Source organism: Hymenobacter sp. H14-R3 (genome assembly GCF_030063445.1).
GTDB lineage: Bacteria > Bacteroidota > Bacteroidia > Cytophagales > Hymenobacteraceae > Hymenobacter.
The window spans coordinates 1-13,382 of sequence record NZ_JASITD010000033.1 but is presented as its reverse complement, the minus strand read 5'-3'; the positions used below and the strand labels follow the sequence as shown (position 1 = coordinate 13,382).

The 13,382-nt window shown below is 60.6% G+C and carries 17 protein-coding genes; 7 read left to right on the top strand and 10 right to left on the bottom strand.

The window, feature by feature from the left end:
- Positions 1–246: 246 nt before the first annotated feature.
- The 4 genes from hypE to QMK33_RS20750 form a co-directional block, all read right to left on the bottom strand.
- Complete coding sequence (gene hypE, locus QMK33_RS20765) at positions 247–1,170, bottom strand: hydrogenase expression/formation protein HypE (RefSeq protein ID WP_283566568.1); 924 nt, start codon at positions 1,168–1,170, stop codon at positions 247–249.
- Entirely contained in the window at positions 1,067–1,738 is a 672-nt protein-coding gene (gene hypD / locus QMK33_RS20760; RefSeq protein WP_502867085.1) for a hydrogenase formation protein HypD, read from the bottom strand. The genes hypE and hypD overlap by 104 nt, the downstream gene beginning before the upstream one ends.
- A gap of 48 nt (positions 1,739–1,786) precedes the next feature.
- On the bottom strand, positions 1,787–2,056 hold the full coding sequence (locus QMK33_RS20755; RefSeq protein WP_283566541.1) for a HypC/HybG/HupF family hydrogenase formation chaperone: 270 nt from the start codon (positions 2,054–2,056) through the stop codon (positions 1,787–1,789).
- Positions 2,057–2,140: 84 nt separating this feature from the next.
- Entirely contained in the window at positions 2,141–2,389 is a 249-nt protein-coding gene (locus QMK33_RS20750) for a Kae1-like domain-containing protein (RefSeq protein ID WP_283566540.1), read from the bottom strand.
- A gap of 26 nt (positions 2,390–2,415) precedes the next feature.
- On the opposite strand from QMK33_RS20750, the gene QMK33_RS20745 reads away from it, so the two are divergent.
- Complete coding sequence (locus tag QMK33_RS20745; RefSeq protein ID WP_283566539.1) at positions 2,416–2,772, top strand: BON domain-containing protein; 357 nt, start codon at positions 2,416–2,418, stop codon at positions 2,770–2,772.
- A 260-nt stretch (positions 2,773–3,032) separates the two neighbouring features.
- On the opposite strand, the gene QMK33_RS20740 is transcribed toward QMK33_RS20745, so the two are convergent.
- Positions 3,033–3,755, bottom strand: coding sequence for a recombinase family protein (locus tag QMK33_RS20740; RefSeq protein WP_283566538.1), 723 nt, complete (start codon positions 3,753–3,755; stop codon positions 3,033–3,035).
- A gap of 95 nt (positions 3,756–3,850) precedes the next feature.
- On the opposite strand from QMK33_RS20740, the gene QMK33_RS20735 reads away from it, so the two are divergent.
- Positions 3,851–4,525, top strand: coding sequence for a recombinase family protein (locus tag QMK33_RS20735; protein ID WP_283566537.1), 675 nt, complete (start codon positions 3,851–3,853; stop codon positions 4,523–4,525).
- Positions 4,526–4,945: 420 nt separating this feature from the next.
- The gene (locus QMK33_RS20730; protein WP_283566536.1) at positions 4,946–5,479 is read left to right on the top strand and encodes a GNAT family N-acetyltransferase; all 534 of its coding nucleotides are present in this window, start codon (positions 4,946–4,948) and stop codon (positions 5,477–5,479) included.
- Positions 5,480–6,181: 702 nt separating this feature from the next.
- Here the strand turns inward: QMK33_RS20730 and QMK33_RS23685 are convergent.
- Complete coding sequence (locus tag QMK33_RS23685; RefSeq protein ID WP_502867083.1) at positions 6,182–6,607, bottom strand: GreA/GreB family elongation factor; 426 nt, start codon at positions 6,605–6,607, stop codon at positions 6,182–6,184.
- 179 nt (positions 6,608–6,786) lie between these two features.
- Positions 6,787–7,155, bottom strand: a complete 369-nt coding sequence (locus tag QMK33_RS20720; RefSeq protein ID WP_283566534.1) for a hypothetical protein — start codon at positions 7,153–7,155, stop codon at positions 6,787–6,789.
- Between the two features lie 1,058 nt (positions 7,156–8,213).
- Here QMK33_RS20720 and QMK33_RS20715 point away from each other — a divergent pair.
- The 3 genes from QMK33_RS20715 to QMK33_RS20710 all read left to right on the top strand — a co-directional run bounded on the left by QMK33_RS20715 (position 8,214) and on the right by QMK33_RS20710 (position 10,594).
- Positions 8,214–8,756, top strand: a complete 543-nt coding sequence (locus QMK33_RS20715) for a vanadium-dependent haloperoxidase (protein ID WP_283566533.1) — start codon at positions 8,214–8,216, stop codon at positions 8,754–8,756.
- Positions 8,659–8,877 carry a hypothetical protein gene (locus QMK33_RS23680; RefSeq protein WP_502867082.1) on the top strand — a complete coding sequence of 73 codons (219 nt, stop codon included), beginning with the start codon at positions 8,659–8,661 and terminating at the stop codon, positions 8,875–8,877. The genes QMK33_RS20715 and QMK33_RS23680 overlap by 98 nt, the downstream gene beginning before the upstream one ends.
- A gap of 271 nt (positions 8,878–9,148) precedes the next feature.
- Entirely contained in the window at positions 9,149–10,594 is a 1,446-nt protein-coding gene (locus QMK33_RS20710; RefSeq protein WP_283566532.1) for a dihydrolipoyl dehydrogenase family protein, read from the top strand.
- 8 nt (positions 10,595–10,602) lie between these two features.
- Here the strand turns inward: QMK33_RS20710 and QMK33_RS20705 are convergent, their stop codons facing one another.
- Complete coding sequence (locus QMK33_RS20705; RefSeq protein WP_283566531.1) at positions 10,603–11,202, bottom strand: peroxiredoxin-like family protein; 600 nt, start codon at positions 11,200–11,202, stop codon at positions 10,603–10,605.
- On the opposite strand from QMK33_RS20705, the gene QMK33_RS23535 reads away from it, so the two are divergent.
- Positions 11,146–11,874, top strand: coding sequence for a DUF6789 family protein (locus QMK33_RS23535; RefSeq protein WP_349361788.1), 729 nt, complete (start codon positions 11,146–11,148; stop codon positions 11,872–11,874). The genes QMK33_RS20705 and QMK33_RS23535 overlap by 57 nt on opposite strands.
- A gap of 31 nt (positions 11,875–11,905) precedes the next feature.
- On the opposite strand, the gene QMK33_RS20695 is transcribed toward QMK33_RS23535, so the two are convergent.
- Both QMK33_RS20695 and QMK33_RS20690 read right to left on the bottom strand, forming a co-directional pair.
- On the bottom strand, positions 11,906–12,649 hold the full coding sequence (locus tag QMK33_RS20695; RefSeq protein ID WP_283566529.1) for a haloacid dehalogenase type II: 744 nt from the start codon (positions 12,647–12,649) through the stop codon (positions 11,906–11,908).
- 177 nt (positions 12,650–12,826) lie between these two features.
- The coding region (locus QMK33_RS20690; protein ID WP_283566528.1) for a carboxymuconolactone decarboxylase family protein at positions 12,827–13,382 on the bottom strand (556 nt) is incomplete at its 5' end.

Below are 13,382 nucleotides of genomic sequence, written 5' to 3'. Positions count from 1 at the left end.
CAGGCCCTACCTGTCTTGCTGTTTTCCGGCTAAATGGGGAGAAACTCCGTTTGTTAGGTAACAAATTGGCTATTAATATGTTATACTAAAAATTCCGCAGTAAAAGCCCCCTTTTTCGAGCCCGCTAGCCTTGCTGGATTCCACGCGCTGAAAAATCGGGGATAACCAGCCCCGGCAGAGTCAGGTAGTTCGGGTGCTGCCTGGGCGGGCGCAGTGGGTGCCGGTGCGCCGCGGGCCACTGCGCAGCTACGACCCGGTAGCAATCTCCGGCGCGCTCACCCCCGGCGGCGTGCTGGTGCGCGCCGCCTCAAAGCCGGCGGCTTCGGCGGCCACCACGGTTAGGAAAACGCCCTCGTTGGCCACGTAGAGCGGGTCGAGGCCGAGCAGCTCGCAGGCGCTTTGCACGTCGTTGAGCACGGTAATGGCCTCCTGGGCCAACGTTACGCCGAGGCGGCAATTCTGGGCAATTTCGTTGAGCACGGTGGCCACGCCGCCGCGCGTGGGGTCGTGCAGCAGGGGAATCTGCTCGCCAAAATCATCGAGCAGGGCGGCCACGGTGTGGTTGAGGTTGGCGGTGTCGCTCACCAAATCGGTTTCAAAGGTGAGGCCGGTGCGCCCGCTCATGATGGCGATGCCGTGGGTAGCCACGTAGCCCGACACCACGATTTTGTCGCCGGCCCGCACGTGGCGGGTAGCAATCCGGGCCTGCGGGTGCATCTTGCCGATGCCGGAGGTGTTGATGAAAATGCCGTCGCCCTTGCCCTTTTCCACCACCTTGGTGTCGCCGGTCATAGTCTGCACGCCCGCCCGCTGGGCCGCGTCGCGGATGCTCACCAGGATATCCCAGAACTGGGTCATCGGCAGGCCTTCTTCAATGATAAAGCTGAGCGACAAGTATTTAGGAATGGCCCCGCACATGGCCAGGTCGTTCACGGTGCCGTTCACGGCCAGCTCGCCGATGTTGCCGCCGGGAAAAAAAATGGGCGACACCACGTAGCTGTCGGTGGAGAAGGCTACGCGGCCGGTCAGCTCAAAAATGGCGCCGTCGTGGCGCTCATCCAGCAACTCATGTTTGAAGAGGCTGAACACGCCGGATTCCAGCAGCCGATGCGTGAGGATGCCCCCACCGCCGTGGCCCAGCGTAATCACGTCGAAATCCAGCACGGGCATGGGGCAGGAGAGGTTCATAGGGGGGGGATATCTGCACCAGCGGCACGTAGTCGTACACGCCCATGATGGTGCAGAAATGCCCGGCCGCCAGGAAACCCTGGATGTTGGTTTCGGGGTCGTCCAGCACGGCTTCCATGGCTGGCGGCACCAGCACGTGCGAGGCCAGAATGGCGTAGTTGGTGAGCCCCAGCCGCCGCGCGTGCACCACCGACAGGGCGTTGGCGGGCGCGGTGGTTTCAAAGCCTACGGCGAAGAAAACAACTTCCTGGTCAGGGTTTTGCTGCGCAATCTGCACGGCTTTCAGCGGCGAGTACAGGATGCGCACGCCGGCCCCGTTGGCCTTGGCTTCGAGCAGGCTGCGTTTGGAACCGGGCACGCGCACCATGTCGCCGTAGGAGCCCAGGATTACCCCGCACATCTCGGCCAGGCACACGGCCTTGTCGATGAGGTGCAGCGGCGTGACGCACACCGGGCAGCCGGGGCCGTGCACCATGCGCACGTTCTCAGGCAGCAGGCTGATAATGCCGTTCTTAACCAGGCTATGCGTCTGGCCGCCACACACTTCCATGATGGTCCAGGGGCGGGTGGCGGTGCGGTGCAGCTCAGCCAGGTACTGTTAGGGTCTATCGGTTTGGCTGCCGGCCACCAGCTCATCCAGCTCCCCGATTTCGCGCAGGTAGGCAAAGGATTTGGCGGCTTCCTCCTCGTCCACGATGGTGATGGCTACGCCCCCGTGCACCAGCACGTAGTCGCCGATTTTGGCGTGCGGCACCATGTCGAGGCTGGCTTCCTTGACGATGCCGCCGAACTCCACCTTCGCCATGCGGACCAGCCCGCCGTATTGCAGCTCGATGGATTTTATCTTACCGGGAATTGCTAAACACATGGTGGATGTTTTTAGAAAATTAGGATGTAAAATACAGAAAATCAAGAATTTATGCTCATCCGGCGTCCGCTTGTCGAGGCGTCTCTACCGCTTCGTCAGGTTCATGCAACGAAGCGCCAGAGCAGCAAGCGGACGCCAGATGAGCCTGACGCTCAGGTGGCGGGCCAGCGAGAAGGCCGACAGGCGCGGCTCGCGCGGCATCTTATCGCCCAGCAGCGCGTCGAAATAGGCGAAATGCGCCACGCGCTGCGCGCCTTGGCGCGCCGGGCTCCGCAAAAACTCGCCGCCCCAGATGTGGCCGTCGGTGCCGGCTGCACGGGCGTACGTGCGCAACGGCAAGGCTTCGCTCTAGGGGCAAGGTGGGCAGTCACTTCGAGCAGGGTCAGGCCGGCGGAGTAGCGTCGGGCGTGGATGGCGTGGCCGACCTCGCCAACTGGGTAACCGTGGCCGCCAGCCCCGGCTTCGACGGCTTCGAGGTGTATGAGCCCTGGCCAAACGCCGATTCTGTCCTGGCTGAGCGCATCCGCACCCACTGGTTCTGGTCGCCCAGCCTGCACAACCAGGACCTGGAGGTGCTCGCCGAGAAGGGCTGCGTCACCCTCACCGGCACCGTGGCCACCTGGCTCGACCGCGAGCAGGCCGCCAACGACGCCTACCTCATGGGGGCCCGCTACGTGACCAACAACTTGGTGGTAGCCCCCACGAGCGGTCTCTAGCCGACAGTTGGCGCTGCCTTTAAAAAAGCCACTGCTTAATCTGTGGGCTTCCCGCTGAAGTGAGCCAGTGCTCAGCACAGCGCACGTCAAAGCGGTGTGCCTTGAGGTGGCCTAACGAGAACGTACAGCACTAGCTTGCCCTGAGGGTTTAACAGGCAAGTCCGTTCTTTTGAGAGAAAAACTCCGGTGGGAGTGGCAGCCCGCATCTGGCCGTGCGCCGTAGCTGACCGGCGAGTGCCGCAACTGCCAGTGCGAGCAGGCTAACCGGGGTGAACAGCAACCGGTAGCAATCGCTGCACGGTGGTGGCGTGAAACTCGCCTCCTCTTCGGGTGCGGTAGCCGGCTTCATTAAGCTTGGCGGCAATTTCCCAAAGAGTCTGGCCTTTCGCCCGCAAAAGCTCAGCCAGCTGCGCGGCTTGCCGGTTGGCCTGGTGTTCGCGGGCATTACGCTGCATGGACTGCTGGCCTTGCGCAATTACAGTTGCTGTAAAATTCTGCGGGCTGCCTAGCTGGGCCCCGCGAGCCTTCTTGGCAGCGAGCGCATCCTTGGTGCGTTTGGATATTGTCTCGCGCTCGTGCTGGGCGAGCACGGCAAAAAGACCCACGGTGAGCGTATTGGCGTCGGGCATGTCGCAGCAGACAAAGTCCACCCCTGAATCACGCAAGGCGAAAATAAAGCTCGCGTTGCGGCTCAGTCGGTCGAGCTTGGCAATGAGCAGCGTGGCCCCCACCCGCCGGGCCTCCGCCATCGCCGCTAGTAGTTGGGGGCGCTGGTTCTTTTTGCCGCTCTCCATCTCCACGTACTCGGTCCCGAGTTGAGCCGGGTCCGCGACGAAGGCTTGCACTGCGGCCCGCTGCGCCTCAAGTCCGAGGCCCGAGGCACCTTGCTTCTGGGTAGAGACTCTATAATAAGGAGTGTAGCGGCGCGCCGACGACATCGGAAAAGAACCAAAGGGAGGAAAAACACCCGCAAGGTACCTCATTTTACATATTGTAAACGTCCGTTGCTAAGATGTAAAAAGAAGTACTTTTGTTTTACCCCTGGCCATAATTCACTTTTGTACTCGTTTTTTGTACCATGCTCCCGCTGCTACGCTACACTTCTTATTATAGAGTATCCACCCAGAAGCAGGGAATCTCCGGTTTGGGGCTCGAAGCTCAGCGCGCCGCCGTGCGCGCCTTCGTGGCTAACCCCGCCCAGTTGGTGGGGGAATTTGTCGAAATCGAGAGTGGCAAAAAGAACCAGCGCCCCCAGCTGCTCGCCGCCATGGCCGAGGCCCGGCAGATGGGCAGCACCCTGCTCATCGCCAAGCTCGACCGGCTCAGCCGCAACGCTAGCTTCATCATGGCCCTGCGCGATTCGGGCGTGGATTTCGTCTGTTGCGACATGCCCGACGCCAATACGCTCACCGTGGGGCTTTTTGCCGTGCTCGCCCAGCACGAGCGCGAGACAATATCCAAACGCACCAAGGATGCGCTCGCCGCCAAGAAGGCTCGCGGAGCCCAGCTGGGTAATCCGCAGAACATGACGCCCGCTATTAACCGCCAGGGTCGGGCGGCCATGCAACAAAACGCTCGCGAGAATCAGGCCAACCGGCAGGCCGCGCAGCTGGCCGAGCTCCTGCGCGGTAAGGGGCAGACTTTGTGGCAAATCGCCACCAAGCTCAACGAAGCCGGCTACCGCACCCGGCGCGGCCAGGAATTTCACGCTACCACCGTGTGGCGCTTGCTAGCCACCAGCGGCCCTGGTTGAAAGGATGCCCCAACTGTTTATTGGTGAACTTGTCAGTAATCTCGTTGCGCTAAGATTGCCAGGGCGCTTACAAAGCCAGGGTCAGTCGTTGATAATGGCGGCGCGCAGCGTCCGTACCTCGGCGGCCTCGGCCGATAAGGACTGCTAAAGCAGATTTCTGCTTGATAGAATGAATTAAGAATTAAAAAATGTACACTGACCTGAAACCCGCTCTAGGCATGCTCCTGCCACCAATAGGGCTACTTGGGGTCAGTATTGGCCCTGGTTAAAAGCTTGGTACAGAAGTTAAGGGAGCAGCCGTCAAACACGGCAGCCACCCGATAAAATTGGTTAGCCGGTCCAAAAGTCAAATTTGGGGTTATGCCCTGCTTACTTTTAGCGCCTGCCCACTCCACGGCAAGTGCTTGATAGACCAGGATTATGGTGAAGCTCGCTCCTTTGCAGCCCGAACACGTTGCGCATTTCTACACGTGGCTCCGCGACCCCGACGTCATCGCGTATTCGCTCTCGGTTTTTCAACGCCTGACGACCACGGCGCAAATCGACCAGTGGTTTGCGGCCACCCTACAGCAGGCGAACACCCTGAACCTGGGCATCTATCTGGCCGAAACTAACGCGTTGATTGGCTATGCCGGCCTCACGGGTATTTCCATACCGAATCAATCGGGCGAATACTTTATCCTCATTGGGGAGAAAGCCTGGTGGGGTAAGGGCGTGGGTACGGCCGTAACCAAGCAAATCGTCCACCTGGGCTTCACCAGCCACCGCCTCAACCGGATTATGCTCACGGTTTCTGACTTGAACACGGGCGGGTTGAAAGCCTATGCGAAAGCGGGCTTTGTCGTGGAAGGGCGGCTACGACAGGCGGCATGTCGGCAGGGCGTGTTTCACGATAAACTGGTGATGTCCGTGTTAAAAGCAGAATGGCAGCCGCTAGGCGCCCAAGGCTGCTAGCACCGCCGAAACGCGAGGGGGAAGCCGTACCGCGCACTCAGGGGCGCTGTTCGCCGGCCGATGGGAAGCTATTAGAATTGTTATTGCTTGTTAACTAAGATATTGTAAGTCTATAATTGTTTACCATTCCTATGGTAACCAGCTAAAAGCACTTTATTTAAGAATCAAGACGAATTTGACCAACGCTTTGCGATGGTGACGAATTTGGTGATTGATGTAACCGAAGTTCCTAAGTACCCGTCGCTAATTAGTTTGTGTTATTAACACTTACCCGTTTTGTAGTCAAATAGTTGGTTATCAGCATGTAGTATCAAATTTTTGGAACGAACTCTGCTCGCTTTATCATAAACTAATTAGCGTCGGGTACTTACTATAAAGATAAGCTTAAAGACTAACCATAATAAGTAATCAAAAGCACAAAATATTCATTAATTGTACTTTTTTATACTTTGTCTTATGTCTTAACCAATCTGGTTACTGGCAAGATACTGTGCAACAGTACACTGGCGTAAGTACCTGTTTTCTACGCTAGCTGCTTTTTCGCATTACTCAACCACGCAAATTGCATTACTTATAGCGTGAAGACTACTGAGGGCTAAGTGATTATTAGCTGCCGATGGGACATGGTCTTATTACGGCAGCGGCACCAAAGCTGACCCATAACGGCAGCACCTAATTGGCTTGGCTAATTTTGCTTATTCCCTAGCTTACCCAGTCGCCAGCGGCCTCCGGCTGGTGCATAATTGCCTCAACCCAGTAACTGGTCACCCCGGCGGGGTGGCCCAGCTGAAACTGGTCGCCTAGGCAGCAGCCCAGCACCGCCACACCCACCGGGCTCAGTACCGAGAGCCGCCCCAGCGCCGCATCGGCTGCAGACGGGTACACCAGGGTAAAGTGCAGCTCTTCATCGCTCCGCAGCTGGCGTAGCTTGAGGCGGGAATTCATCGTAACAATATGGGGTAGAATACTATAGGAATCAACTAAGTGCGCGCGCGTCAGTTCCTGTTGCAACACTGCTACCAGCTTGTCCAAGCTGGCAGCATGCGGCTGCTGCACCAGGCTGGTGAGCCGCCCATAGTCCAGTCGAGTCACGTAAATGTTGCGGGGAAGATGCTGAATTGTTGCCATATTTTCACTAAAACCTTGATTTTTAAATAATTATGTTAATTAAGCCTCAGTAAGCTGCTGGCTCCGTACTCAGGCTGATGCTAGGAATGACTAAAATCAAATGTGCGCTTTGTGACTTCAGCCCTTTTGCACGGTGCCAGTGCGGCACGAGAGCCGTTCTTTTGGCTCCGGCTAGTAGCTTATTTCCTCTCCAGCAGGTAGATGGTTTCGGTGGTGGCCCCCGTGCCCACCGTGCTTTGGGCGGTGTTCACCAGCCGCCAGCCCTGGGCGTAGAGGGTGTTGAGCTTGACTAGCTCGGCGCGGTGCAGCTCTACGGCGGCATCGGTGGAACTGCGGTCCGAGCTCGATTTGACGGTAGGCAGGCGCTGAACCTGGCGCTGCCCGTCGGGCTGAATGATTGTCAACTCCGGCACCGACGACTCGGTGCCGGGACGCCCGCTACCAATCAGCATCAGGTAGCCCCCCGGCGCGGCCGGCGCCTTCGGATAAAAGGCCCACGAGCCAGCGGCGGTCAGCCCAAGGGCCAGAAAGAGGAGAGTCTTTTTCATGAAGTAAAGATGAAGAATATTTAGGCAAAAGTCGGTGCTTGTGGCTTTTTACGCCCGCCCCGTGCCCAACGCTGCCAGCCTGCGGCCCCGGCAGCCACGATACAGCTAAAAACCTCGGATTGCCAGCTGTTTAACGGGTCAATCAAGGTGTTGTTGAACAACCAGGGAAAACACTTCCAACCCAGCCTGGCCAGGCCTTCACTTGCAAAAACTCCGGGTCACTTGCTGAGAAGCTGCCTCAGCTACGAAACGTTTCGTGTAACCTACGTTGCCCAGAAGCTGCTTTCCTGCTCTTTCCTCATTTTGGCAATTTGATGCGAAGCGCTCTGTTTCTTGTAGCGATGCTACTAAGCAGCCAAATTAGTAATAAACAGGCGTTTGCAGAACCGTCGGGCACCCCGATAGCCGCTCGGGGTTACTAATCGGGGGGTGGGGCGGCCGCATGGAGCTGCTTTTGCGGGCCAGCCACCGGGCTTTAGCACAGAAGGCCGCATCCTGACGTAGCCGTTTCGCAGCAAGGACTTTTGGCCATTAATCCGGGAAATTCAGTGGCATACATTGCAGTAGCAGCACTGATATTCGCCTCCGGGGATGCCGCTACATTTACTGCGGTAGCCCCGTGGTTCCCGTGCCATGCGGTAAGCTGTCTTTTTTACCCGTTTGCTTGCGTTGCCGAACTTATTTTAAGTGGCAAATTCTTGAATTACAAGAAGTTAATAACGTGAAAATAATAAAGTAAAATTTGTATATTTTTAAATAAAATACAAAATAGGCAGCACTAGCTCCAGGGTGTGGGCGCACCTGGCGCAGGAGGCCGGCCGGGACACGAAGCAGCCTAAGCAGATACCCCTCAACCCGTTTGCTTATGACCAACATTGTACAAGACTGGACGGAGCTACTGCTTGATGCCGTTTGCCTCACCAGGCCCGGCCCGCCGATGGTGGCGCGCTCCCTTGCCATCGTCTGCCCCTACGATGCGTGGGCGGCGTACAACCCGGTGGCCAACCTGACCCGCGCGGATTTCTCGGCCATGGCCCCATTCGGCCCACGTTATCGACGTGCAGGCCCGCCTGACGCCCACCCAGAAGGTAACGGCCGAGTACTGGGCCGACGGGCCCCACTCTGAGCTGCCCCCGGGCCACTGGCTGCTATTCACCACCTTCCTTATGGCGCGCGACAAGCTGAACCTGGCTGAAACAGTGAAGCTGTTTTTTGCCGTCTCGAACGCGGTGTTCGACGCCTCCATTGCCACCTGGGAAGCCAAGCGGTTCTACGATTACTGCCAGCCCATCACGGCCATTCGCTACCTGTTTCGGGGCAAAACCGTTCGGGCCTGGGGCGGGGCCGGCCAGGGCACCATCGACCTGCCCGGCGAGCTGTGGCGGCCGTTTCAGGCCGATAACTTTCCTACCCCGCCGTTTTCGGAGTACGTTTCGGGGCACAGCACCTTCAGCATGGCCGCCGCTACGGTGCTCAAAGCCTACATCGGCAGCGAACTTCTACATGCAGCGCAAGCCGCTGGTGGCCGACCCGCACGAAGAGGTGCTGGGCATCTTGCTGAGCTGGAACACGTTCCGCAACGCGGCCCTCAATGCCGGTGAATCCCGCCTCTACGGCGGCATTCATTTCTGCGAAGGCAACGTAGCTGGGCTGGAGCTAGGCAAAAAGGTGGGTGCCAATACTTTCCAAAAAGCCCAGGCCTACTGGATGGGTACGGCGTAGCCGGCCGCGCGGGGCAATTGCTGCGGTTGCCCGCCCCGGTGGGGGGTGAGTTTATACCGCCAACGCCCCGCGTCTTTGCGGCTGACTCCTGGCAGCGAAGGCTAACGCGCTGGCCACGAACCAGCTGGCAAAGCAACGGCCCCCAGCGAAGCACCTGGAAAGGGGGGGATTTGACCCTGGGGGCGGCGCAGCGGGCCAGGGAGACGTATGACGAAAAAGCGGCCCCTGGCCGGCTCCTCCCGTTTTACTTACCCTGCTTCTAAAAAGTGCCATGGCCGAGAATACTGCTGATTTTGACCTGATTGTGCTGGGGGCTGGTTCGGCCGGGCTGGGGCTGGCCCTGTTCATGGCCCGCATCAAGCTGCGGGTGCTGCTCATTGACCGCACGGCCGAAGACGTGGGCGGCGACTGCCTCAACCACGGCTGCGTGCCCAGCAAGGCCCTTATTCACGCTGCGCGGCAGGTGCACCAGGCCCGGCAGGCCACCCAGTTTGGCTTGCAGGTGAGCGGCCCGGCCGACATGGCCAAGGTAATGGCCTACGTGCAGGGCCGGCAGGACATTATCCGCCACCACGAAAACCCGGAATACCTGCGCGGGCTGGGCGTCACCGTCGAAATCGGTGCCCCCCGGTTTGTGGGCGACCACGCCGTGGAAATCAACGGCCACACGTACACCGGGCGCAAGCTGGCGGTGGCCACCGGCTCGCGCCCGCAGCAGCTGCAAGTGCCTGGCAGCGAGCAGGTACGCCTCTACGACAACCAGCACGTGTGGGACCTGCGCGAGCTGCCCAAGCGCCTGCTGGTGGTGGGCGGCGGCCCCAACGGTGTGGAGCTGGGCCAGGCCATGCAGCGGCTGGGCGCGCAGGTAACCCTCGTGCACCGCGGGGCCAGCATTCTGGAGAAGGAGGACCCCGCCATCCGGGCCGTGCTGGCCGAGCGGCTGCGCGCCGAGGGCCTTACTATTCACCTGGAGGCTGAAGTAGAGGCTTTTACGTCGGCTACCCAGGCCCATATCAAGCCCAAAGCCGGCGACCCTTTTGCAGTGAATTTTGACCTGGTGTACGTGGCCATTGGGCGGCACGTGAGCTTTGAGGGGCTGCAGCTGGAGAAGGCCGGGGTAGCCGTGGATGAGAAAGGCCACATCTGCCTCAACGAGCACCTGCAAACCACCAATCCCGATATTTTCGTGGCCGGCGACGCGGCCAACTCGCTCAAGTTCAGCCACGGGGCCGAGCTGCACGTGCGCCTGCTGCTGTTCAACTTCTTCTCGCCCATTAAGAAAAAGCTGAGCTACGACCATTTTTCGTGGGTCACCTTCACCGACCCCGAGGTGGCGCACTTTGGCCTCGATGCCGCCGAACTCGACCGGCGCGGCACGGCCTATGAGCGCTGGGAAACCACCTTTGCCGACGACGACCGGGCCGTGGTGGACAGCTACCGCGACGGCCACTTGCTGCTCTTTATCGAGAAAAACGCCCTGCCGCTGCCCGGCCGCAAGCGCCGGATTCTGGGCGGAGCCATGGTAGCGCCCGGCGCGGGCGAGCTCATTCAGGAATTGATTCTGGCCAATGCCAGTGGGCTGGGCATCAGCGAGCTATTCGATAAGGTGTACCCCTACCCCGTGGCGGCCCGCATCAACCAGCAGCTCATTGTGGCGCACCAGGATGTGTCGCCGCTGCTGCAAACGGCGCTCGATGTGGCGTTTAAGCTGCAATAGGGCCCCGGCTAGAGGGCGGCGGCCACCCGGCGCACCGACACGCGCTGGCGGTAGTCGGGGTTGAAATAGGCAAACCGGATGCGGCCGTCGCGACCAATGACGTAGGTAGCCGGCACGGGCAGCACGGCGTCGCTCGACGCGTTGGCTTGCTGCAAATCAACCCCGAAGCCCCTGTATTTGAGCACGGTAGCGGGGTCCACGGTAAAGGCCGTGTGGTAGGCCGTCATGATGGCAAAATCCTGGTCGTGCACGATGGGGAAGGCCGCCTTGGTCTTTTCCACGGTCTTGCCAATATTCTCCTGGGTTTCGGGCGTCACCACCACCACTTGCGCGCCCTTGGCCGTGAGCAGCTGCAGGGAGTCTTGCAGCTGGCTGAGCTGCTTGTTGCAGTAGGGGCACCACTGGCCCCGGTAGAAGTAGAGCACCACCGGCCCTTTTTTGAGCAGCTGCTGCAGCTCGACGGGACGGCCGGCGGCGTCGAGCCCCTTGAAGGCCGGGGCCACCGAGCCCACGGCCAGGGGCGTGGCCGTGCGGGCCGGCGGTTGTTGGGCGTGGCTGGCCAGGGGCAGGGCCAGCGTGGCAAAGGAAAGAAGCAGGCGGTGGTTCATGGCCGCAAGGTAGCCACTTCAGGTCTGGAAGAACGCTTGTACCCCAGGCAGAGCGGCCAGAACCCGTTGAGGGTTTGGGTAAGCTGCGAAGGAGCAGGGCGCGTGAAAAAGTTTGCGCCCCCCTGTAAGGTTGAGGTAAAAAGAGTGGACCACCAACCTGTCTCCGGAACGGCTGCCGCCGGCCGGGCACATTCCCAACCTCACCCCTTTTTTAACTCTCTGGTTGCCCTGACTACTCCCGTAAAAATCCTCGCAGCCGGCCTGGTGGCCACTGGCGCCATGGCCATGCTCCTGCTGGCAGCCCCAATGATGAGCATGCCCCCCATGAACATTGGGGCGATGCTCGGCGGCATGCTGGGCACCTCGGCCACCGGGGGCTGGATAATGCATTTTATGATTGGGGTCGGCTTCACGGCGGCCTACGCCTTCTTTTTCAACCAGCGCCTGCCCATTGGCAGCCCCGTGCCACGGGGCGCGGCCTACGGCGGGCTGGTGTTTGCACCGGCCCAGATGATGTTTGCCCTCAGGCGCACCATGGGCCTGATGCCCCCCGCCGGCGACGGCATACTCCTGGGCATGGTGGGCAGCCTGCTGGGCCACCTAGTGTTCGGGACCGTATTGGGCGGCTTTTTCAGCGCCCAGCGCGCGCCCGTGGCACCCTCACTGGCCTAACCGCCTTTGCTCGCCCAATCGGGCTACCGGCTTACCCGATGAGCTGGCGGGCAATGTCGGGCAGGGTGGGGCCGGTGAGGGTAGGGGCGGGGGCCAGCGGGTAGACCTGCTGGCCGGGGCGGGCAATGAAGGCGGCTTGCAGGCCCGCCAGCTGGGCCCCGGCCGTGTCCCAGCCGTGGGCGGCCACCAGCATGGTTTGGGCGGGGGTCACCTTCAGCCGCTCGCAGGTGGTGCGGTAGGTGTCGGGGTGGGGCTTGTAGCGCTTAAGCGCGTCGATGCTGAGCAGCTGCTCGAAAAAGCCGGTGAGGCCGGCGTAGGCCATCTGCTTCTGCACCGTGGCATCGGGCGAGTTGGTGAGCGTAACCATCCGGAAACCAGCCTTTTGCAGGGCCGTGAGACCAGGAATGACGTCGGGGTGTGGGGGCAGCTCGGTGAGCAGGGTGAGTAGCTCCTTTTTGCGGGCGGCCGAGCGGGCGGGCTGGCCCAGGGCCTGCGCCAGCATGTCGAGGGCGGCGTCGCCAATCTGCCCGAAGTTGTGGTAGTTGCCGGTTACGGTATCGACCAGCGAGTATTGCAGCAGCAGCGAAAACCATTGCCTGAAAGCCGTTTCAGATTCAAAATCTTGATTGACAGCTTGTTGCAACTTACCAAGGTCAAGCATCGTTTCGTTCACGTCAAAAATCAGCAGCTTGGGGCGGGCGGGGGCACTAGTCATGGCAGGCAGGGGGATGGGCAGCGCCGCGGCCACAGTAGCCAAGGCAAGAGAGGATAACACAAAGCGACGGGTAGCCATGCGCCTGCTTACGCAGCCAGGCAGCGCCAGGCTGGCCAGAAGCGCGCTTTTCTGAAACCCGCGCCTACCTGCGGCTTGGTGGCGGCGCTGGGTGGCGCGTAGCGTGCAGGGCCGCCAGCGGGCGGTCTGCCGCGCTGCCCAGCTAGCGCTGGCGGCTTTTCAGGCGTGCTTGCCCGCCGACCAGCCCTGGCCGGCCAGGTGCTGCTGGCCAGCGGCCACGGCCCCGGCTTCCAGGGTGGTGCCCATCGAATCGTTCCAGCGGTTGAGAAAGCCAAACAAACTCACCACGCCCAGGATTTCCACGATTTCACCCGCGTTCCAGTGGGCCCGCAGCTCGTTGCTGAGGGCGTCGTTCACGGCGTTGGGCACGGCCGAGGCGGCTACGGCAAACGCCAGCGCGGCCCGCTCGGCCGCGCTGAACGCGGGGTGCGTGGCAAATTCCCAGATGTGGTCGAGCTGTTCCTGGGCGGCCCCGTAGCGCTGGGCCGCCAGAATGGTGTGGGCCTGGCAGTACTGGCAGCCCGCCGCGTGGCTGCTGAGGTAGCCGATGAGTCGTTTCAGGGCGCTGGTAACGCGGCCGTGGTTGGCCATCACGGCCTTGTTGAGCTCGATAAAGGCCGTAGCAATGGCCGGCCGGTGCTGCATGGTAAGCACGCTGTTGGGGCAAAAGCCCAGCGTTTCGTTGAAGAAGGCAGCCAGCTGCGCTACTTCGGGG

Excerpts from the sequence above, each read along its gene's own strand:
- QMK33_RS20710 (WP_283566532.1), top strand. The coding sequence starts at position 9,149 with ATGGCCGAGAATACTGCTGATTTTGACCTGATTGTGCTGGGGGCTGGT.
- QMK33_RS20730 (WP_283566536.1), top strand. The coding sequence starts at position 4,946 with ATGGTGAAGCTCGCTCCTTTGCAGCCCGAACACGTTGCGCATTTCTAC.
- hypD (WP_502867085.1), bottom strand. The coding sequence starts at position 1,738 with ATGGAAGTGTGTGGCGGCCAGACGCATAGCCTGGTTAAGAACGGCATT.
- QMK33_RS20755 (WP_283566541.1), bottom strand. The coding sequence starts at position 2,056 with ATGTGTTTAGCAATTCCCGGTAAGATAAAATCCATCGAGCTGCAATAC.
- QMK33_RS20740 (WP_283566538.1), bottom strand. The coding sequence starts at position 3,755 with ATGAGGTACCTTGCGGGTGTTTTTCCTCCCTTTGGTTCTTTTCCGATG.
- QMK33_RS23680 (WP_502867082.1), top strand. The coding sequence starts at position 8,659 with ATGCAGCGCAAGCCGCTGGTGGCCGACCCGCACGAAGAGGTGCTGGGC.
- QMK33_RS20720 (WP_283566534.1), bottom strand. The coding sequence starts at position 7,155 with ATGAAAAAGACTCTCCTCTTTCTGGCCCTTGGGCTGACCGCCGCTGGC.
- hypE (WP_283566568.1), bottom strand. The coding sequence starts at position 1,170 with ATGCCCGTGCTGGATTTCGACGTGATTACGCTGGGCCACGGCGGTGGG.
- QMK33_RS20735 (WP_283566537.1), top strand. The coding sequence starts at position 3,851 with ATGCTCCCGCTGCTACGCTACACTTCTTATTATAGAGTATCCACCCAG.
- QMK33_RS20705 (WP_283566531.1), bottom strand. The coding sequence starts at position 11,202 with ATGAACCACCGCCTGCTTCTTTCCTTTGCCACGCTGGCCCTGCCCCTG.
- QMK33_RS23685 (WP_502867083.1), bottom strand. The coding sequence starts at position 6,607 with ATGGCAACAATTCAGCATCTTCCCCGCAACATTTACGTGACTCGACTG.